The organism is Bradyrhizobium sp. USDA 4486 (assembly GCF_054057995.1).
This window is the reverse complement of record NZ_JBSRZV010000001.1, coordinates 7,400,102-7,417,407: the sequence shown is the minus strand read 5'-3', so window position 1 is coordinate 7,417,407 and position 17,306 is coordinate 7,400,102. Positions and strand designations below refer to the sequence as shown.

21 protein-coding genes are annotated in these 17,306 nt (G+C 61.5%); 12 read left to right on the top strand and 9 right to left on the bottom strand.

Annotated features, from left to right (window positions below):
- Window positions 1-88: 88 nt before the first annotated feature.
- The gene (locus tag ACVWY3_RS35030) at window positions 89-424 is read left to right on the top strand and encodes a putative quinol monooxygenase (protein WP_456842521.1); all 336 of its coding nucleotides are present in this window, start codon (window positions 89-91) and stop codon (window positions 422-424) included.
- Between the two features lie 46 nt (window positions 425-470).
- On the opposite strand, the gene ACVWY3_RS35025 is transcribed toward ACVWY3_RS35030, so the two are convergent.
- Window positions 471-1,964 carry an FAD-linked oxidase C-terminal domain-containing protein gene (locus ACVWY3_RS35025; protein ID WP_456842520.1) on the bottom strand — a complete coding sequence of 498 codons (1,494 nt, stop codon included), beginning with the start codon at window positions 1,962-1,964 and terminating at the stop codon, window positions 471-473.
- A gap of 280 nt (window positions 1,965-2,244) precedes the next feature.
- On the opposite strand from ACVWY3_RS35025, the gene cycA reads away from it, so the two are divergent.
- Window positions 2,245-2,640, top strand: a complete 396-nt coding sequence (cycA, locus tag ACVWY3_RS35020) for a cytochrome c-550 CycA (RefSeq protein ID WP_456842519.1) — start codon at window positions 2,245-2,247, stop codon at window positions 2,638-2,640.
- Window positions 2,641-2,753: 113 nt separating this feature from the next.
- Here the strand turns inward: cycA and ACVWY3_RS35015 are convergent, their stop codons facing one another.
- A complete protein-coding gene (locus ACVWY3_RS35015; RefSeq protein WP_456842518.1) occupies window positions 2,754-3,710 on the bottom strand; it encodes an alpha/beta fold hydrolase in 957 nt (318 codons plus the stop codon).
- A 329-nt stretch (window positions 3,711-4,039) separates the two neighbouring features.
- Here ACVWY3_RS35015 and ACVWY3_RS35010 point away from each other — a divergent pair, with 329 nt between their 5' ends.
- Window positions 4,040-4,222, top strand: a complete 183-nt coding sequence (locus ACVWY3_RS35010) for a hypothetical protein (protein WP_456842517.1) — start codon at window positions 4,040-4,042, stop codon at window positions 4,220-4,222.
- A 12-nt stretch (window positions 4,223-4,234) separates the two neighbouring features.
- On the opposite strand, the gene ACVWY3_RS35005 is transcribed toward ACVWY3_RS35010, so the two are convergent.
- The 3 genes from ACVWY3_RS35005 to ykgO form a co-directional block, all read right to left on the bottom strand.
- Window positions 4,235-4,495, bottom strand: coding sequence for a hypothetical protein (locus ACVWY3_RS35005; RefSeq protein ID WP_456842516.1), 261 nt, complete (start codon window positions 4,493-4,495; stop codon window positions 4,235-4,237).
- A 200-nt stretch (window positions 4,496-4,695) separates the two neighbouring features.
- Window positions 4,696-5,337 carry a tetratricopeptide repeat protein gene (locus ACVWY3_RS35000; protein ID WP_456842515.1) on the bottom strand — a complete coding sequence of 214 codons (642 nt, stop codon included), beginning with the start codon at window positions 5,335-5,337 and terminating at the stop codon, window positions 4,696-4,698.
- Between the two features lie 119 nt (window positions 5,338-5,456).
- Window positions 5,457-5,582 carry a type B 50S ribosomal protein L36 gene (ykgO, locus tag ACVWY3_RS34995; protein ID WP_006611362.1) on the bottom strand — a complete coding sequence of 42 codons (126 nt, stop codon included), beginning with the start codon at window positions 5,580-5,582 and terminating at the stop codon, window positions 5,457-5,459.
- Window positions 5,583-5,923: 341 nt separating this feature from the next.
- Between ykgO and ACVWY3_RS34990 the strand changes: the two genes are divergently transcribed.
- Window positions 5,924-6,808, top strand: coding sequence for an amidohydrolase family protein (locus ACVWY3_RS34990; RefSeq protein WP_027563122.1), 885 nt, complete (start codon window positions 5,924-5,926; stop codon window positions 6,806-6,808).
- Between the two features lie 497 nt (window positions 6,809-7,305).
- On the opposite strand, the gene ACVWY3_RS34985 is transcribed toward ACVWY3_RS34990, so the two are convergent.
- Window positions 7,306-7,602: a DUF1127 domain-containing protein gene (locus ACVWY3_RS34985; protein WP_456842514.1), complete on the bottom strand. Its 297-nt coding sequence runs from the start codon at window positions 7,600-7,602 to the stop codon at window positions 7,306-7,308.
- Window positions 7,603-7,772: 170 nt separating this feature from the next.
- On the opposite strand from ACVWY3_RS34985, the gene ACVWY3_RS34980 reads away from it, so the two are divergent.
- Both ACVWY3_RS34980 and ACVWY3_RS34975 read left to right on the top strand, forming a co-directional pair.
- Window positions 7,773-8,459: a winged helix-turn-helix domain-containing protein gene (locus ACVWY3_RS34980; RefSeq protein WP_456842513.1), complete on the top strand. Its 687-nt coding sequence runs from the start codon at window positions 7,773-7,775 to the stop codon at window positions 8,457-8,459.
- Window positions 8,413-9,333, top strand: a complete 921-nt coding sequence (locus ACVWY3_RS34975; protein WP_456842512.1) for a tetratricopeptide repeat protein — start codon at window positions 8,413-8,415, stop codon at window positions 9,331-9,333. Before ACVWY3_RS34980 ends, ACVWY3_RS34975 begins: the two co-directional genes overlap by 47 nt.
- A gap of 61 nt (window positions 9,334-9,394) precedes the next feature.
- Here ACVWY3_RS34975 and ACVWY3_RS34970 read toward each other — a convergent pair whose 3' ends face one another.
- The 3 genes from ACVWY3_RS34970 to ACVWY3_RS34960 form a co-directional block, all read right to left on the bottom strand.
- Window positions 9,395-9,772: a VOC family protein gene (locus ACVWY3_RS34970; RefSeq protein ID WP_456842511.1), complete on the bottom strand. Its 378-nt coding sequence runs from the start codon at window positions 9,770-9,772 to the stop codon at window positions 9,395-9,397.
- 193 nt (window positions 9,773-9,965) lie between these two features.
- Entirely contained in the window at window positions 9,966-10,961 is a 996-nt protein-coding gene (locus ACVWY3_RS34965) for a hypothetical protein (RefSeq protein ID WP_456842510.1), read from the bottom strand.
- Window positions 10,962-11,200: 239 nt separating this feature from the next.
- On the bottom strand, window positions 11,201-11,935 hold the full coding sequence (locus ACVWY3_RS34960) for an SDR family NAD(P)-dependent oxidoreductase (protein ID WP_456842509.1): 735 nt from the start codon (window positions 11,933-11,935) through the stop codon (window positions 11,201-11,203).
- Between the two features lie 86 nt (window positions 11,936-12,021).
- On the opposite strand from ACVWY3_RS34960, the gene ACVWY3_RS34955 reads away from it, so the two are divergent.
- The 6 genes from ACVWY3_RS34955 (at window position 12,022) to ACVWY3_RS34930 (ending at window position 17,244) form a co-directional block, all read left to right on the top strand.
- Window positions 12,022-12,447 (top strand): winged helix-turn-helix transcriptional regulator, encoded by a 426-nt coding sequence (locus tag ACVWY3_RS34955; RefSeq protein ID WP_456842508.1) that lies wholly within the window; start codon window positions 12,022-12,024, stop codon window positions 12,445-12,447.
- A gap of 399 nt (window positions 12,448-12,846) precedes the next feature.
- A complete protein-coding gene (locus ACVWY3_RS34950) occupies window positions 12,847-13,824 on the top strand; it encodes an AraC family transcriptional regulator (protein WP_456842507.1) in 978 nt (325 codons plus the stop codon).
- 95 nt (window positions 13,825-13,919) lie between these two features.
- Complete coding sequence (locus ACVWY3_RS34945) at window positions 13,920-14,600, top strand: nitroreductase family protein (RefSeq protein WP_456842506.1); 681 nt, start codon at window positions 13,920-13,922, stop codon at window positions 14,598-14,600.
- 35 nt (window positions 14,601-14,635) lie between these two features.
- Window positions 14,636-15,181, top strand: coding sequence for a carboxymuconolactone decarboxylase family protein (locus ACVWY3_RS34940; protein ID WP_456842505.1), 546 nt, complete (start codon window positions 14,636-14,638; stop codon window positions 15,179-15,181).
- A gap of 53 nt (window positions 15,182-15,234) precedes the next feature.
- Complete coding sequence (locus ACVWY3_RS34935) at window positions 15,235-16,152, top strand: NADP-dependent oxidoreductase (RefSeq protein ID WP_456842504.1); 918 nt, start codon at window positions 15,235-15,237, stop codon at window positions 16,150-16,152.
- 360 nt (window positions 16,153-16,512) lie between these two features.
- Complete coding sequence (locus ACVWY3_RS34930; protein WP_456842503.1) at window positions 16,513-17,244, top strand: haloacid dehalogenase type II; 732 nt, start codon at window positions 16,513-16,515, stop codon at window positions 17,242-17,244.
- Window positions 17,245-17,306: the final 62 nt, after the last annotated feature.

Genomic DNA, 17,306 nt, shown 5'->3' with positions numbered 1-17,306 from the left:
GGCTGGCGAACCAAGCTGGTTCGGCGCCTCGCTACAAGCTCGCACCGGTCGTGATCGAGACTGAAGCCAAAAGCAAGGAGGAAGAGCCATGAACCACTATGCCACGCAGAAATCCCTAAGCGACGCCGTCGATGGCGGCGGCCTGCTCGTCGTCGCGCAATGGGAGGCAAAGCCAGGCGAGGCCGACAGGATCGCGGGAATCCTCGACCGCTTCCTGCCAGAGGCGCAGCGCGAGGACGGCGTAAAACTGTTCCTGATCTCGCGCGGCAAGGACAATCCGGCCCAGTTCCTGTTCTACGAGCTGTTCCGCGACGAGGCTGCCTTCAAGGCGCATCAGGAGAGCGCGCATTTCAAGACCTGGATCGCCGGCCAAGCCCTGCCGCTGCTGGCCAGGCGCGAGCGGGCGCAGTACGGGCTGCTGTGAGTGTCTTGCGGAGGGACGGGCTCGTCCCTTCCCTCCGCGCGATCGCTCAGAACCGCGGAATGTCCGGAAAGTCCAGCTTGCCGGCATGGACATGCATGCGGCCGAGTTCGGCGCAGCGGTGCAGGGTCGGAAACACTTTTCCGGGATTGAGGAGGCCCTGCGCGTCGAACGCGCATTTCAGCCGCTGCTGCTGGTTGAGGTCGATCTCGGTGAACATATCCGGCATCAGGTCGCGCTTCTCGATGCCGACGCCGTGCTCGCCTGTGAGCACGCCGCCGAACTCGACGCAGGCGCGCAGGATGTCGGCGCCGAAGGCTTCGGCGCGCTCGATCTCGCCGGGCTTGTTGGCATCGTAGAGGATCAGCGGATGCAGATTGCCGTCGCCGGCGTGGAACACGTTGGCGCAGCCGAGCTGGTACTTTTCACCGAGCTCGCGGATGCGCGCCAGCGCCTTCGGCAGCGCGCCGCGCGGGATAGTGCCGTCCATGCAGAGATAGTCGGGCGAGATGCGGCCGACGGCGGGGAAGGCGGCTTTGCGGCCGGCCCAGAACAGATTGCGCTCGGCTTCCGAATTGGAGATCTGGCACGTGGTCGAGCCGCAGCCATTCGCGATGGCCTCGACGCGCATGATCAGCTCGTCGACCTCGATCTTGGGACCGTCGAGCTCGATGATGAGCAGCGCCTCGACGTCGAGCGGGTAGCCGGCATGGACGAAGGCTTCGGCGGCGTGGATCGCCGGCTTGTCCATCATCTCCATGCCGCCCGGGATGATGCCGGCGCCGATGATGCGCGCGACGCATTCGCCGGCCGCTTCGACCTGTGCGAATCCGACCATCAGCGCGCGCGCCGTCTCCGGCTTCTGCAGGATGCGCACCGTGATCTCGGTGATGACGCCGAGCAGCCCTTCCGAGCCGGTGATGACGCCCATCAGATCGTAACCGGAATTCTCGCACCCCTTGCCGCCGATGCGCAGGATCTCGCCGCTCATCAGCACGATCTCGCAGCCCAGCACGTTGTTGGTGGTCATGCCGTATTTCAGGCAATGCACGCCGCCGGAATTCTCCGCGACATTGCCGCCGATCGAGCAGGCGATCTGCGAGGACGGATCGGGCGCGTAATAGAATCCGGCATGCGCGACGGCCTGGCTGATCGCGAGATTGGTAACACCGGGCTCGGTGACGACGACGCGGTTGTCGAAATCGATCTCGCGGATGCGCTTGAACTTGCCAAGACCCAGCAGCACGCCGTCCTCCACCGGCAGCGCACCGCCTGACAGCGACGTGCCGGAGCCGCGCGGCACCACCTTGATGCCCTTCCCGGCACAATATTTCAGGACCAGCGAGACCTGTTCGGTCGTATCGGGCAGCACCACCACCATCGGCGGCTGCCGGTAGGCGGTCAGCCCGTCGGATTCGTAGGCCCGCATCTCGGCAGGCGTATCGATCACGCCCTCGCCGGGCACGATTGCGCGCAATGCAGCCACGATCTCGGCGCGGCGCGCGAGCACCGCCTGGTCGCTCGCAGGCATCATGATGGCCATATCAGATCCCTCATGGCATATTCTTCCGGCTCACGCCGCACGATCAATTTGTCACGCCAAATCAATCACGTCCGCGCGGGTTTGGGTAGGCCATCCGAAAGTCGGAGCCGCGATCTTCGGCGAGTTCGCTCTGGGACAAGTAGGCAGCCATGAAACCTGTCATGGTTTCAAAGCTTGTCCAAGCCGGGCGGGCCTGCCACAACCGGCGGGTTCGACGACTGCCGACCAGGCAAGACACCGAACAGGCCAAACCCTCCAGGGAAGAGACGAAGGGCACCCGATGACAAAACTGACTTTTGGCGCACTGATGATCCTCACCGTGACCGCCGCCGCACCCGCCGCGATGGCGCAGGATGTCGCGGCCGGCAAATCGTCATTCAACAAGTGCCTGGCCTGCCACGCGATCGGCGAAGGCGCCAAGAACAAGGTGGGCCCCGAACTCAACGGCCTCAACGGCCGCAAGTCCGGCACCGCGCCGGACTACAGCTATTCGGACGCGAACAAGAATTCCGGCATCACCTGGGACGAGGCCACGTTCAAGGAATACATCAAGGATCCCAAGGCCAAGATCCCCGGCACCAAGATGGCATTCGCCGGTATCAAGAACGAGACCGAGATCAACAATCTCTGGGCCTATGTCTCGCAGTTCGACAAGGACGGGAAGATCAAGCAGTAAGAAGGGACAGCCGCTCGAGCTTCGGTTCTGATTGACTCAGAACCGAAGCCCCGGCTTCTTGGATTGACGCGTTTTCTTCACGCGGACCGGTCTCCACTTCGCTCGAAGACGCTTTAGTCGGCGGCAGCCTGCGCCGGCACGATTCTCCCGATCATCGCCTCGATCTCCGTCCTCACCAGATCAGGCACGGCGTTCTGCACCATGTGGCCGAGATCTGGCAGCACGATCAGCTTTGCATTCGGCACGGTCGCGGCGAACGGGCGTGCGTGGATGCTGGTCTTCACCGTCTTGTCCGGCTCGCCGGCGATGATCGTGACCGGCGCCTTGATCTCGCCGTAGCGCGGAGCTTGCGCAATCACCGCGTCCTTCAGCGTCACCAGGTCAAAGGCGTTGGCGATGAACTCGCGCGGGCGCAGCAGCAGCGGCGTTGCGGAGTCCTGCACGAAACCATCCGGCATCATCTGCGGCAGGAACACGTTGCGCGCGCCGGATTCGGCGAGAAAATAACCGAGCGGCAGCGTGATCGTGTAGGCGAGCAGCGGGCCGATCACGGGCGTTGCGATGATCTCGTTGTAGCGGCCAACCCCGCCGCGCCAGGGATGCGTCACGGGTGCGAGCATCACGAGGCCGGCGACGCGGGACGGATGATCGAGCGCGATCCGCGCGCCGAGCGCCCCGCTCCAGGAATGCACGACGAACACCGCGCGTTCGATCCCCAGCTTGCCAAGCGCCTCGTCGATCATCCGCGCCTGGATCTCCGGCGTCGAATCCTGCCGCCTGGCGCGCGTGCTCCAGCCATGGCCGGGACGGTCGACCAGGATGACGCGATGCTCCTTGGCGAGCGTGTCGCCGAGCGGCCGCCGCATCGCTTCGAGATTGGAGCTTGCGCCATGCAGCATCACGATCGGCAGGCCGGCCTCGCGCGGGCCGATGTCGACGACGTGGAGCGTCGCGCCCTCGACCTCGATCATCCGGCCCTGCGGCGGAAAGGCGCGCTGCACGGCCATGATTCCGGCCTGCGTGACCAGCGCCAGCAGGACCAGCGTCGTCACGACTGACATTATGATCATGGGAAGAATCCGGACGATCCAGGGCACAGGGCAGTTACGGGTCTTGCACGCGACAGTTTCGCCCGGAGCGCGTCAGCGCTTCCATTGAATTGAGGGGCTGTGGATATGTGCACAATTGCCGAACCAAAAAATCGAGCAAAATCAATGTCATTTTCTCGTGACACACAAGCCTCGGACCAGCTTCATGCAGTCGTCATCGCGGCCTCCATATAATCGCCATGGTCGGTTCCGCCATTTACACGCGGGTGGGCGCCGATCCTCCTCGCAGCCTCAGGGGATACGAGGATAGGCCGGCAGGATTTGTCCTGGTTTGAACCGGAGAATTTTCGATGAGCTTCAGATCGAACGACACTGCGATCGACGAGATCGTGGCGAGCTGCAACGGCGATCTGCGCGGTGCCGTGCGGGCGCTGCTCCTGATCAACGAGCATCTCGAGGCGGAGCTGGCAAGGGCCTACGCCGCGGCCGCCGATCGCGGCCTGACCGAGCGCGGCGGCAGCGTCCTGCACTAGGACGCGGTCGGCTTAATTCGTGCTGTCCTCGTCCTTTTCCTCGTCCGGGCTGACGGCGGGACAGGCGCGGATGGTCGAGCGGGCAAGCTTGGCGTCGTCCCTGGATTTGTAGGGGCCATCGCCGAACCAGATGTCGCCGTTGATCACGGGATTGCTGGTCACGATGTTGCACTTGCCGGTGGCGCGGTTGCCGACCACCCAGAACAGCCCGTCGGCGAGACTCACCGTCCCCGACGCCAGCAGCAATGTACCTGCAAGGATCAAACGCTTCATGGCTGTGCTCCTGCCATGAAGGTAAGCCCGCGACCGTGGCGCCAACACCCCTCGCAACGCGGCGCGTGTCGTCGTGGTTAATCCACCGCCGCCGCACCGGCTCAAGAACTGATCGACTTGTCCGTATTGTTCGAGCGCGACCTCTTGCAAAAGCGCTTCACACTTTGCGCTGATGCGCCCCTTGGGGTCCGGATTGTGCCCTAGATATCGCGGCCTTCGACCTTCTCGGTCAGCGCCTTGACCTGCTCGGGGATCTTCTCGAGGTGCGGATTGACCGCGAGTGCCTTGCGGTAGGCCTCGAGCGCGCGCTTCTCGTCGCCGACCTCCTGCATGATCATGCCGAGGCCTGCGAGCGCGCCGAAGTGACGGGGCTCGCGGATCAGCACCTCGCGGATGTCGGCGAGCGAGCGACCATAATCGTTCTGCATGTAGTAGAGCGTGGCGCGCCGGTTCCAGGCCTCGATGTAGTCGGGCCTGAGCTTGATGACCGAATCCAGCAGCTTGATCGCGATGTCGATCTTCTGCGCCTCGACCGCGGTCTTGGCCCGCGACATCAGCAGCGCCGCGGTGTCGCTCGGGGTCTGGATCCAGATCGCCCAGATGCGCGCCTCGACATGCTTGGCGCTGGCCTCGTCGGGCGCAGCCTTCAGCGCACCGAACAGGAAATCGAGATTCTTGCTGCGGTCGACCTTCGGCAGCTTGGCCGGCGCCTCGGGAAGCTTCTTCTGCTTGCCGGGCGGAGGCGGCGGCTCAACCTGCTGCGCCAGGGCGGGAGCCAGCCCGGCGGTTCCCAGCACAAGGGCCAGACACAGGGTGCGCGCGAAAGGGAATCTCACAGCCATCATCAAAGTCTAAACGCGCAAAGCCGCCCTTGCATAGCAGGGGCGGCGTCAAACTCGTGTGAGACCGTGGTCTTGCGGGTGCGCGCGAAAGGCGACCGCGAGGGCAATCAGTCGCCTGATCAGCCCTGGCGAGCCTTGAAGCGGCGCTGCACCTTGTTGATCACATAGACCCGGCCCTTGCGGCGGACCAGGCGGTTGGCGCGATGGCGACCGCGCAGCGACTTCAGGGAGTTACGGACCTTCATGGCAGAATCCTGAACGTTCGAAAGGCCGTGTTCGGCACTACCGTTTCGGCACGCGCGAATGTGGCAAAATGAGATTTTTCCCGCTGGCGGACCGACCGCCCGGGACGAGGCGGTTCTTAAGGCATGGCGGGAGGTGATGTCAATGTTAACTGCCCGGTCCCGAACCGGCAAAGTCGTGAAAACAACCCCATGCACAGTAGAAACGGCCGGATCGGCCCGATCTTGTCCGTTCGCGGCCAAGCACGGCAAGGACTTTTGCAGGCAGCGCTTTTGCCTGCGGCAACGCCTTGCCAAATTCGTTATATCATATAATCAATTTGCCAACCCGTCGGGAGGACACCATGCCGAAACTGAAGCTGCCAAACATCGACGACGTCGTCGCCATCGACATCCACACCCATGCCGAGGAGCCCTGCGGCACCCATCCCGACGACGGCTATGACGATTTCCAGGCGCAGATGGCGGAGTACTTCAAGTCGCCGCATAAGCATCCGCCGACCGTGCCGGAGACCGCGGCCTACTATCGCTCCAAGAACATCGCCGCGGTGATCTTCCCGGTCGACGCCGAGCGCGAGACCGGCTTCCGCCGCTACAAGAACGAGGAGATGCTGGAGATCGCCTCCGACCATCTCGACGTCCTCATCCCCTTCGTCTCGATCGACCCGCACAAGGGCAAGCTTGGCGCACGCGAGGCGCGCAAGCTGATCGAGGAATACGGCGTGCGCGGCTTCAAATTCCACCCGACCATGCAGGGCTTCTACGCCAACGACCGCATGGCCTATCCGCTCTACGAAGAGATCAACAATGGCGGCGCGATCGCGCTGTTCCACACCGGCCAGACCGGCGTGGGCTCGGGCATGCCTGGCGGCATGGGGATGCGGCTGAAATATTCCAACCCGATGTACATGGACGACGTCGCGGCCGATTTCCCCGACCTCAAGATCATTCTCGCCCACCCCTCCTTCCCTTGGCAGGAAGAGGCGCTGTCAGTCGCGACCCACAAGCCGAACGTCTACATCGACCTGTCGGGCTGGTCGCCGAAATACTTCCCGCCGATCCTGGTGCGCTACATCAACTCGATCCTGCAGGACAAGATGCTGTTCGGCTCGGACTGGCCGGTGATCACGCCGGACCGCTGGCTGTCGGATTTTGCCAAGATCGAGATCCGCGACGAGATCCGGCCGAAGGTGTTGAAGGCGAACGCGCGCAAGCTGCTGGGGATCTAGAGCCTGATCCGGAAAACCGCAGCGCTTTCCGAAAAGATCATGCTCAAACAACAACCTGAAGCGCGATGATGATTCATCCAAATCTCATCGCGCTTTAGCCTAAAGCGTGAAGCGATCAGGAATATCGCGCATCGACGACGAATGGGTGCTCGTGCCAGACGGCGCTCTCATCAAGCAATCCGATCTCGCCGGACAGACGATGGTCTGGAAGCACCACATCGATGGACATCCTCGTGTCCGCTGTTTCGTCCCGGGCAGCATGACCTGATACGCCGCCTCGTCGAACGCACTGCGCATGATCCGAGGTCGATGGTCCGGTCCACCATTGGGATCGGTTGCTCAGTTTCGTTAAAACAAGAGGCTTCGTCTCTCTTCACTGTTGCGGTGCAGGCATCCGGAAATGGCCCTTCTGGACCTCACCGCGACCAGGTCCAATGTCTCGTCTCTGAGGAAGATCAGAAGAGACTTCAGGTGCAGCAATCCAGCGCGCGTGATCTCTATCGAAAGTCGGTAGGTCCAACCTGGCCGTCCACAGTCGGCAGATATCGCAGCCATTCGCCGGATCGGATGCCCCGCGGGTCAGTATTTCGGTGCGAGGCGACGTAGTCGATCTCGCCGCGCGTGGTGCCGATATCCATCAGTTCTCCGTCACTTAGGTCGGACAACGTGGCGCTCAATTTCTGGCGTTCGCGGCGCTCATGAAAGGCATCCCAACATTTCCAGATGAAGCTGGTGACATGCCGGGTCGATACGGATGTCCGTTCCAGCCATTTAGTGCCGTGCGTCGTGGTCATCGCGGCGTCTCCTGGACGGTGTTCTTGCACCGACCGGAGAGTGCCGCGGGGTTGGCGGGGACGCTTGACCGGCAGCTTACATTTTCCCTACCGGCGGCTTATTCTTGCGAGTTTCGGCGAGGCCAAAACGTACCCGGTTATGGGAGGCCTCATCCAACGGGGTTCGCATCTTGCGCTATCTCTTTGCGGAGTACGTATTCGACACTGATCGGCGCGAGCTGCATCGCGGGGCGGACGTCGTCTCCGTCGCGCCACAAGTATTTGACCTGATCGATTACCTGATCCGCAATAGGGAGCGAGTTGTCAGCAAGGATGACCTCATCAAAGCCGTTTGGAATGGGCGCAGCGTATCCGATGCGGCGCTAACAACCCGCTTAAACGCCGCCCGGATTGCAATTGGCGATTCTGGCGACGAACAGCGCTTCATTAAGACACTCCAGCGCAAGGGCTTTCGTTTCGTTGGAGTTGTTCGGGAAGCGAAGGAACCGGCAGGCGCAACAGTTGCCGACGATCAGGTAGAACTTCAAAAGCTCGATCTTGCGCTCCCGGACAGACCTTCCATCGCCGTGCTGCCGTTTGAGAACATGAGCGGCGACCCTGAGCAGGAATATTTTGCGGATGGCATGGTAGAAGAGATCATCACAGCGCTGTCGCGATTTAAGTCTCTGTTTGTTATCGCACGTCATTCGAGTTTTAACCTTCAAGGGCAAAGCCGTCGATATCAAGGAAGTCGGACGCAGGCTTGGCGTGCGCTATATCCTCGAGGGCTCTGTACGGAAGGCGTCGGGGAAAGTTCGCATCGCAGGGCAGTTGATCGATGCGGTTACAGGCGCGCATCTATGGGCGGACAGGTTTGAGCGTGACCTTGCCGACGTCTTTGCTCTCCAGGACGAAGTAACCGTCGCGGTTGTCTCGGCTATTCAACCAAAGATGATTCAGACAGAAATCGAAATGGCTACGCGTAGGCGATCAGAGAACCTCACCGCCTATGACTTGTTTCTCCGCTCCATGCAGCAGTATTACCTGACGACCCGCGAAAGCTTGGCCGAGGCGATCAGGCTGGCTCATTGCGCTTTGGAGCTAGATCCGAGATTCGGGTCTGCAGCGGCGCTGGCAGGCGACTGCCATGCGAGCAACGTCGCCTTTGGCTACGCCAACGATCCTCAGTTTGACTGCAAGGAAGCAGTTCGGCTCGCTCGTTTGGCATTGAGGATCGATGATGGTGATCCAGACATCTTGTCAAGGGTTGCGGTGATCTCGGCGGGCATGGTCGGCGATAGTGAAGCCGAGATCGAAATGGCTGACAGAGCGGTGGCACTCAACCCAAATTCATGGCGCACTTGGAACAACAGAGGCTGGGTCTATGTAATGGTGGGCCAGCCGGAGGAAGCGATACTCAGCTTTGAACGCGCAATTCGCATGAGCCCAGTAGATCCGCTGCTTCACATGACGTTTCTTGGCATTGCGCATGCCCTTATAGGGCTTCATCGCTTTGACGAGGCAATTGTCGCACTGAAGAGAGCCCTTCGTCATAATCCCTCCTTTGCGCCAGCTTGCCGCGGCCTTGCGTCCGCCTTCGCCCATCTAGGACGCGACGCTGAGGCGCACGCTGCGGCGGCGCGAGTGCTTGAGATCGATCCCTCCTTCACAATATCGGCGCATACGGCCCGGTCCTCCAAAAGCCCAAAGCTGTTTATTGAGGGGCTTCGAAAAGCGGGGTTGCCCGAATAGACCGTGCTCACCCGCATCGGCGGGCTGATCGTCCGGCACGAGCTGCTGCGGTGCGGAGGATTTATTGAGCACCGGCGCGGAGACGGGTTGGCCAACCGACACGAACCAACGTGTCATCAGGATCAGACACGGCAAATTCGTACATCCCCCATGGCTTGTCCTCGGGTGATTGCTGAAATTCGCGCGCCGCAGCGTCAACATCCTCAAGGTAAAGATAAAGCCCAAAAGGGTTTCTGCCCGGTATCAACCATCCCTCGACCGCGTCCCTTAGATGTAGATGTCCGCCGTTCGAGTTCGACAGCATGCGATAGCAGTCGCGTTCTCCTGGAGCAGGCCTCTGGCTGTCCGCACGCGCAAAGCCCAATCGGTTATAGAACCGCTCCGACGCATCAAGGTCGTTACACGGCAGGATCGCGATCAAAGATCCGGAAGGGCTCATTCGCGCGCTCTGTCTTAATGAAGCAACTCTCGACCACTCTTTTCAAGAACCCGTCGTCGCTGTTCTTGACAATGCGGAAGAGCAAGGCGGCCCGCCGATGCGGCGCTCGCGGCTTTTTGCCATTGCGGCAGGCAATGCGATCCTAAAACTCCAGCTTGCCGCGTATGGCGTCGATTCCGGCCTTGGCGCAGGCTCAATTCAGCGCACCGTATGTCAGGTCGTCGAATACGGTGACACTGTCGGCCTTGGTCCACAAGCCGATCATGCCGGCGTCCCTGATCGATTCGTCCTCGACCTCGAACATCGGCTTGCCGTCATACGTCACCTTGAACAGCTTTCCGGCGAATTCGCAGCGCAGGGAATGCCATTGACCTGATGGCACCGATGCCTTGACGCCATAGCCGCCTTTCCGCCCGACGATATCGAGCGCGCTGCGAACACCCTTGATCGTCTTGTAAAGCACAATGTTGTCTTCAAGCGCGTTGGCCCGCACGACATAGTAATTGTCCGCATCCCTTGCGCGCCAGACAATACCGGCCGCACGATCCTCGGAGCCTGAGATCGCCTTGAACTTGACCTCGACGAACCCGTCCATGATGCTGGTGCCGTTCCTGAGCGCCACCGGAAACGTCGCCTGACCGGATTGTTTCAGGACGTTCGGCTTGCTTGGCGCCGTCGACTCCACCTCGACCGTCCATTTGGGATGGCCACGACCGGTCATCGTCAGAGTCCAGCCTTCGGGCGCTGCGCCGGCTGGTGCGTTGTCGAAGTTTACAGTTTCTGCCATCGCGTTTCCTTCCGCCAGCAATAGAAACAACGCCGCGCCCAAGAGCGCTACGCCAATTTTTTGCAGGACGTCTAACCTTCCCGTCTGCATTGATCGTACAGAGCTGCAGCGTTGTCCCATTTGATCGCTTCCATCTGGATGTCGACGTATTTCGCGGCGGCGGCGCCATAATCCATGTGATAGGCTGATGAAGTCTCGGCGGTCTGTATTGGTGGTCATGGAGTCCTCCACCTGATCGTCGTCCCGAAAGTGCCCCGCGTGCTCATGCTGCTCGCCGTCTCGTCGAGTGCGCAAATCGGCCGCGCGGTGTTCATCGACACGGACATCGACCAGGGTCGGCGCGCTGGCGGCACCAATATGACGGGATAATTCTTCTGCTGAGGTCGGGATGTAAGAAGACATGCAGCGTCCTTGGTGAGCAGGACGCGATACTTGGGCATGTCGCCTCGCGGGGAGATCGCACATCCCCGTGCCCTGAATTAAACGCCTGCCCGCAGCAGTGTCAATCCGCTGCGCCAGGATCGACAGGATAACGATTCTTTGAAAGAAGCTTGCACGAACTCCGAGACGCGTCAGCGCCACAGCGCATTGAGGGCTTCGATGCCAATGATCGAAGCCCTCTTGCTCAAGCCCTCAAAGCTTCAGACTTGCGCCAGGCCGCCATCGACGAAGACCTCGCCGCCGGTCATGTAGCTGCTGTCCGAGGATGCGAGGAAAGCCGCCACCGCGCCTGTCTCGGACGGATCGCCCAGACGCCCGATGGGCGTAGCGCTGCCGAGTGCATTAAATGCTTCCTCGCCCACGACCTCCAGCGCCAGCTCCGTCTTGGTCGGCCCCGGCGACAGCACGTTGACGCGGATGCCGCTGCCGCGCAGGTCCAGCGCCCAGCTCCGCGCCAGATTGCGGATCGCGGCCTTGGTCGCGCTGTAGATGCTGAACTGCGGCGTCCCCATCACCCCGGTGCTCGAGCCGGTGAGGATGATGGAAGACCCTTTCGTCATCAGCGGCAGGGCCTTCTGCACCGTGAACACCAGCCCCTTCACGTTGACGTCGAAAATCTGATCGTAGTGCTCGACCGTGATCTCGCCGAGCGGCGCGAACGATCCGGTCCCTGCATTGGCAAACAGAATATCGAGCCTGCCCCGTTCGGCTTTCACCGCCGCGTACAGCCTGTCGAGATCGGACAGATCCGTCACCGAGCCCCTGACGGCGCGCGCCGAGGGCCCTAGCTGCGCAACGGCGGCATCGAGCGGGGCCTGCCGCCGCCCGAAGAGATAGACGAACGCGCCTTCGTCGATGAACCGTTTCGCCGCTCCCAATCCGATCCCGGTTCCGCCGCCGGTCACCACTGCCGTCTTGCCTTGTAGTCTGCTCATGATGTGCTCCCGTCATTGAGGTTGCACTGAGCTGGCGGCGTACCCACCTATCGACAAGTATGCACCTTTTGGTAAGTGCCCAAAAAATGTCGTCAGATCACTCCCAACCAAATCCGCCGGTCCAGAGCTGCACGCCGACTGTGCCCGGCTTCACCTGCGGCCTCGACGCAACCCTGCGAGTCATCTCAGGCAAGTGGAAGCCGCTGATCCTCTACTTCCTCGCCCAGGACGGTCCCACCCGCTACGGCGAGCTCCGCCGCGCGGTGCGCGATGTCAGCGACAAGGTGCTGATCCAGCAGCTCAAGGAGCTGGAGGCCGACGGCCTCGTGAAGCGCACCGACTACAAGGAGGTGCCGCCGCGGGTGGACTACAGTCTCACCGCTCTGGGGCACAGCCTCGCCCAGGCCCTCGTGCCGCTTTGCTCATGGGGCACGGAGCATATGGCGGAGGTTATCGAGGTCTACGCAGAGCGAGCGACCTGGACGCGGCGAGCACGCGAGCCGACCGGCTAACTTGCGCTGAACGTGTGAGACAGGTCGGCGTCCGAAGCCATCACTGTCGCTAACTTCGCGGCGTTGGCTGCGGCGCCCGCCTATGTTCGTGCTCGCTAACGGGAACGGAAGGGCGTTGGCAAAGTTCCGAGCGGCGCACAGGCGCTGGCGATCATGCGCGCTCCCCAAAGCAGCGTTCTTTGACCACACCAGCCGCCCATGAGCCTCAGGGCCGTCGCCTTCGATGCCGGATCACTCCGCGCGTTCCAAGTCATGTCGACCATATCTCCGGCCGGCGGACGAAGGGTCCATGTCGGTTGGCTTTCATCGCCGCGATCAATGAAGACGAAAGACCAAGCCTTTCGTCGAAAGCGTCGCTAATTGATATGCTGCGTCGGCGATCCACGCTCTCGAGGTCTTATGTCTCAAGTCGACTGGTTGAGTCATCTGCTGCAGATCATCACCGTCACCGGCCAACTCGAGGTCCGCTGCGCCTACGGCGCACCGTGGCGTATCATCTGGCCCAAGGCGGCGGCGAACGAAATCCCCTACCATGTCATCGTCATGGGCCGGGCCATTTTCGAGGACCCTGATGCGAGAACGGTGCAGGAGCTTGGGAGCGGGGATATCGTGCTGCTTCCTCACGGTTCGTCGCACGTGCTGCACGACGGCAGCGGCGAAACGCCGATCAGCACGCGCCAAAGCAGGGGCTCCGCAGGTTGGATGTTGAGCGAGAACGATGGACCGGGTGAGCGACTCGATCTGCTGTGCGGACGATTTTTCGTCGTGCCACCCCATGATCGATTGATCCGCAGCTACCTGCCGGCAAATCTGGTCGTGCGGGCTATGAAAAACCATGGAGAAGAGGACATCGCGTCGGCATCGAGTCAACTTTCCGGACTGGTCGGCCTGATGCGAATGGAGTCCGCTGGGGACAGAGCGGGAGGACGCGCCATTCTCAACGCGCTTTCTTCAGTCCTGTTCACTCTGGTTCTCCGCGCCGCGAGCGAAGCCGGCAAATCCACCGAAGGCTTGTTGGCCCTTGCCGGCAATCCGAGATTGGCAGCGGCCATTGCGGCGATGTTCGCGGATCCGGCGCGACCCTGGAAGCTTCCCGATCTGGCCGATCTATGCGGCATGTCACGCGCGACATTCATGCGCCAGTTTCAGGACAAGCTAGGCCGCTCCGCCCTCGACCTGTTGACCGATCTACGCATGAGCATGGCCGCCAACGAGCTCAAGAAGCCAACGATCAGCACGGAAGCTGTGGCCGAAGCGGTCGGGTATCAATCCGTTTCGGCATTCCGGCGTGTGTTTGCGGAGAGGATGGGGATGACGCCAGGGGAATGGCGCCGACTGGCGCACAATGGCGATGAGTCTGGGTCGTCACCAGATTGATCCTTTTGAGCATCAAAATGAGCATATGAAGGCTCGAAACGATCATTTCCATCGGTAGGTTGGGCTCCGTCATCACTTGATTACGGAGCAACCCAATGACCCACACCGCTACAACCGCCGCCCATCACGAAACCTCCCGCTGGCTCGCGGGGCCGCTGCCGACAAATGCCGTCATCGAAACCATTCTGAGCCGCAGTGCTGCGAAGTACTATGACCAGACCGCTACCTTAAGCGATGATCAGATCCGCGACCTGGTGCGGATCGGTACGTCAGCGCCGACATCCTTCCATCTGCAGAACTGGCGCTTCGTCGCTGTGCGCTCACCCGAAGCGAAGGCGCGGCTGCTTCCCATCGCCTGGAATCAGCCCGCAATCACCGAAGCAGCCGTTACCTTCATCATCATCGGCCAATTGGCCGATGCGAGCACCGTCCCTGAGCGCCTGGCACCCGTCGTGGAAGCCGGAATCATGCCGGCACATGTGGTGCCGGAATGGGAGGGGCCTGCGCGCGGCCTGTACGACGATCATCCGCAGCGCCAGCGCGACGAAGCGGTACGCTCCGCGACCTTCGGCGCCGCAGCTATTATCTATGCGGCCCGCTCGCTAGGCCTGGGGTCGACACCGATGATCGGTTTCGATGCAGAGGCCGTGCACAGAGAGTTCGGCCTGGCCGAAGACGAAATCCCGGTCATGCTGCTGACGGTCGGGCGAGAGCGGTCCGGCAACTGGCCGCAGAAGCCGCGCCTGCCCGTGGCCGATGTGCTGCACTTCGCCTAACCAACCCTGAAATCGATCAATTGAGGAGAAATATCATGGCCAGAGCTGCTGCTCTGAAGCCGGAACACGTGCCGGTCGATTCGAAACCAACCCTCGATAAGTTCACTGAGAACATCGGGTTCACGCCAAACATGATGGCGACCTTCGCGCAAAGCCCGATCGCGTTCAATGCATGGGCCGCTCTGCTCGGCTCCTTGAGCAAGGCGCTCGACGTCAGGACACGCGACAGCATCGGCCTTGCGGTCTCCGAAGTGAACGGCTGCAACTACTGCCTGACGGTGCACAGCTTCACGGCGGAGCATATGGCCAAGCTGCCGGCGGAGGACATTGTTCTCGCCCGAAAGGGTCATGCCAGGGACCCGAAGCGGGATGCCGCCGTCCAGTTTGCACGCAAGATCATCGAGAGCCGTGGCCATGTCACAGACCTCGATCTGCAAGCCGTCCGCGATGCGGGCTACACGGATGCGAACATCATGGAGATCGTCGCGCTTGTCGCCATGTACTCCCTGACGAACTTCTTCAACAACGTGTTCAATCCCGACAGGGACTTCCCCGCGGTGGCACCGGCCGGCTCGATCTGAGCACGGTCGGGAAGTTCGGAATCTGCAAAACACCAGACGCAAAGGAGTCGAAGATGAAAGCGATTATTGTGACGGATCAAGCCGCCGGGTTTGCCGGGATGAAGCTGGTGGAACGCCCCAAACCTCAACCAGCGATCAACGACGTGATCGTCGAGGTTCACGCATCGGGCTTCGTTCCGACGGAATTGGAATGGCCCTCGACCTGGACCGATCGCCGCGAGCAGGACAGAACTCCGTCAATCCCTGGGCACGAATTCGCCGGCATCGTCACGACGCTCGGCTACGGCACGACAGGACTGTCGGTGGGACAGCGCGTATTCGGCCTTGCCGACTGGTATCGCGATGGCTCGCTCGCCGAATATATTGCCATCGAGGCGCGCAATCTCGCGCCATTGCCGGGTGACGTCGATTTCAAGGTGGGCGCGAGTCTGCCGATCTCGGGCTTAACCGCGTGGCAAGGGCTTTTCCAGCACGGCCGTCTTCAGCCAGGCCAGAGCGTGCTCGCGCATGGCGCGGCCGGCGCGGTCGGCTCCATGGTCGTTCAACTCGCGCGCGAGGCTGGTGCCTATGTCATCGGAACAGGACGTGCGGCCGACCGGCAGAAAGCGCTCGACTTCGGCGCGAATGAATTCGTCGACCTGGAGAACGAGGCGCTCAAAGATGTCGGTGGGGTCGATCTCGCATTCGACGTCATCGGCGGCGACATCCAGAAGCAGTCTGCAGCCCTTGTTAGAGCCGGAGGCACGCTGGTGAGTGTTGTCGGCCCGGCGGAGGCTCGGCCGCTGGACGGTTTGGCCATCGACTTCGTCGTGGAGGCCGATCGTGGCCAATTGAGCGAGATCGTCCAGAGGGTGCGGGACGGACGACTGCGGACAAACATCGGAAAGGTCTCCTCCCTGGAAGAGGCGCTCGCCACCTTCAGTTCGGCACAGCGACGCCACGGCAAGACGGTCATTCATGTCCGCTCCTGAGAGCTTGGGTAGCGCGAGGGCTTCACTCTCGCCGGCCAATTACCGTTCGCTTCTGGATCGTGGCGAGTTCTCGGCACGATCCAGGCGACGCCTTGTTCCCCTCTATGCGCAGAATATGCTGGCACCCAGCGTCGTCGCCAGAGCGCTTGACGGGGGCACGCCGACGGTCGATTTGGCCTTAGGGTACAACCAGGCAAATTCCTCGCCCTTGCTTCATCGCCTTTTGTCTTGGGCGGATGAGTTGATCGCCAACGTTCAGAATCAGAGCATTATCCGCTAGGTCGACGCTCAATAGTCGGCGACACGGGAAGCGCGTAGCCGGTATAATCCGTGCGCTTGCAAATACGAAGGAGCGCGCCCATGACCATCAAAGCCGTCGTGTTCGACGCCTACGGGACGCTCTACGACATCCAGTCGGTGGCCGAGATCACCGAGGATGCGTTTCCGGGTTATGGCGAGATCATCACGCAGGTCTGGCGGATCAAGCAGCTCGAATACACCTGGCTGCGCTCGCTGATGCGGCGCTACCAGGATTTCACGTCTGTCACCCGCGATTCGCTGGCCTATACGCTGCGCGTGCTCGGGCTCGCCTATGAGAAGGATGCGTTCGAGCGCGTGATCGAGAAATATCTGCATCTCGATCTCTATCCGGATGCAGCGGCGGCGCTGGCGGCCTTGAAACCGCGAAAACTCGCCATCCTCTCCAACGGCAGTCCGGACATGCTTGATACGCTGGTGCGCAACACCGGGCTCGACAGCCTGCTCGATGCCACCATCAGCGTCGATGCGAAGAAGATCTTCAAGCCGAGCCCTGAGGCCTATGAGCTGGTCGGCGAGGTGCTCGGCACCGCGCCGAACGAGGTGCTGTTCGTCTCCTCCAATCCCTGGGACGTGGCGGGCGCAAAGTCGTTTGGATTGAACGTCGCCTGGATCGAGCGCGTCACGCCCGAGGCGATGGCGCTGGCTTGCGTCGAGAACGAACTCGTGGCACCGCTGACGATGTTCAAGGCGATCCGCACCCAGATGGACGAGCTTGACTTCGCGCCGGACCACCGCGTCCGGGCGCTCTCCGAGCTGGCAGGAATCATCTAAAGCGCGATGAAATTAGGATGAATCGTCATCGCGCTTTAGTTGTTGTTTGCGCATGATCTTTT

What these genes read in the sequence shown, in the direction of transcription:
- ACVWY3_RS35030 (WP_456842521.1), top strand. Translation starts at nt 89, where the DNA reads ATGAACCACTATGCCACGCAGAAATCCCTAAGCGACGCCGTCGATGGC.
- ACVWY3_RS35025 (WP_456842520.1), bottom strand. Translation starts at nt 1,964, where the DNA reads ATGGCCATCATGATGCCTGCGAGCGACCAGGCGGTGCTCGCGCGCCGC.
- cycA (WP_456842519.1), top strand. Translation starts at nt 2,245, where the DNA reads ATGACAAAACTGACTTTTGGCGCACTGATGATCCTCACCGTGACCGCC.
- ACVWY3_RS35015 (WP_456842518.1), bottom strand. Translation starts at nt 3,710, where the DNA reads ATGATCATAATGTCAGTCGTGACGACGCTGGTCCTGCTGGCGCTGGTC.
- ACVWY3_RS35010 (WP_456842517.1), top strand. Translation starts at nt 4,040, where the DNA reads ATGAGCTTCAGATCGAACGACACTGCGATCGACGAGATCGTGGCGAGC.
- ACVWY3_RS35005 (WP_456842516.1), bottom strand. Translation starts at nt 4,495, where the DNA reads ATGAAGCGTTTGATCCTTGCAGGTACATTGCTGCTGGCGTCGGGGACG.
- ACVWY3_RS35000 (WP_456842515.1), bottom strand. Translation starts at nt 5,337, where the DNA reads ATGGCTGTGAGATTCCCTTTCGCGCGCACCCTGTGTCTGGCCCTTGTG.
- ykgO (WP_006611362.1), bottom strand. Translation starts at nt 5,582, where the DNA reads ATGAAGGTCCGTAACTCCCTGAAGTCGCTGCGCGGTCGCCATCGCGCC.
- ACVWY3_RS34990 (WP_027563122.1), top strand. Translation starts at nt 5,924, where the DNA reads ATGCCGAAACTGAAGCTGCCAAACATCGACGACGTCGTCGCCATCGAC.
- ACVWY3_RS34985 (WP_456842514.1), bottom strand. Translation starts at nt 7,602, where the DNA reads ATGACCACGACGCACGGCACTAAATGGCTGGAACGGACATCCGTATCG.
- ACVWY3_RS34970 (WP_456842511.1), bottom strand. Translation starts at nt 9,772, where the DNA reads ATGAGCCCTTCCGGATCTTTGATCGCGATCCTGCCGTGTAACGACCTT.
- ACVWY3_RS34965 (WP_456842510.1), bottom strand. Translation starts at nt 10,961, where the DNA reads ATGTCTTCTTACATCCCGACCTCAGCAGAAGAATTATCCCGTCATATT.
- ACVWY3_RS34960 (WP_456842509.1), bottom strand. Translation starts at nt 11,935, where the DNA reads ATGAGCAGACTACAAGGCAAGACGGCAGTGGTGACCGGCGGCGGAACC.
- ACVWY3_RS34955 (WP_456842508.1), top strand. Translation starts at nt 12,022, where the DNA reads ATGTCGTCAGATCACTCCCAACCAAATCCGCCGGTCCAGAGCTGCACG.
- ACVWY3_RS34950 (WP_456842507.1), top strand. Translation starts at nt 12,847, where the DNA reads ATGTCTCAAGTCGACTGGTTGAGTCATCTGCTGCAGATCATCACCGTC.
- ACVWY3_RS34945 (WP_456842506.1), top strand. Translation starts at nt 13,920, where the DNA reads ATGACCCACACCGCTACAACCGCCGCCCATCACGAAACCTCCCGCTGG.
- ACVWY3_RS34940 (WP_456842505.1), top strand. Translation starts at nt 14,636, where the DNA reads ATGGCCAGAGCTGCTGCTCTGAAGCCGGAACACGTGCCGGTCGATTCG.
- ACVWY3_RS34935 (WP_456842504.1), top strand. Translation starts at nt 15,235, where the DNA reads ATGAAAGCGATTATTGTGACGGATCAAGCCGCCGGGTTTGCCGGGATG.
- ACVWY3_RS34930 (WP_456842503.1), top strand. Translation starts at nt 16,513, where the DNA reads ATGACCATCAAAGCCGTCGTGTTCGACGCCTACGGGACGCTCTACGAC.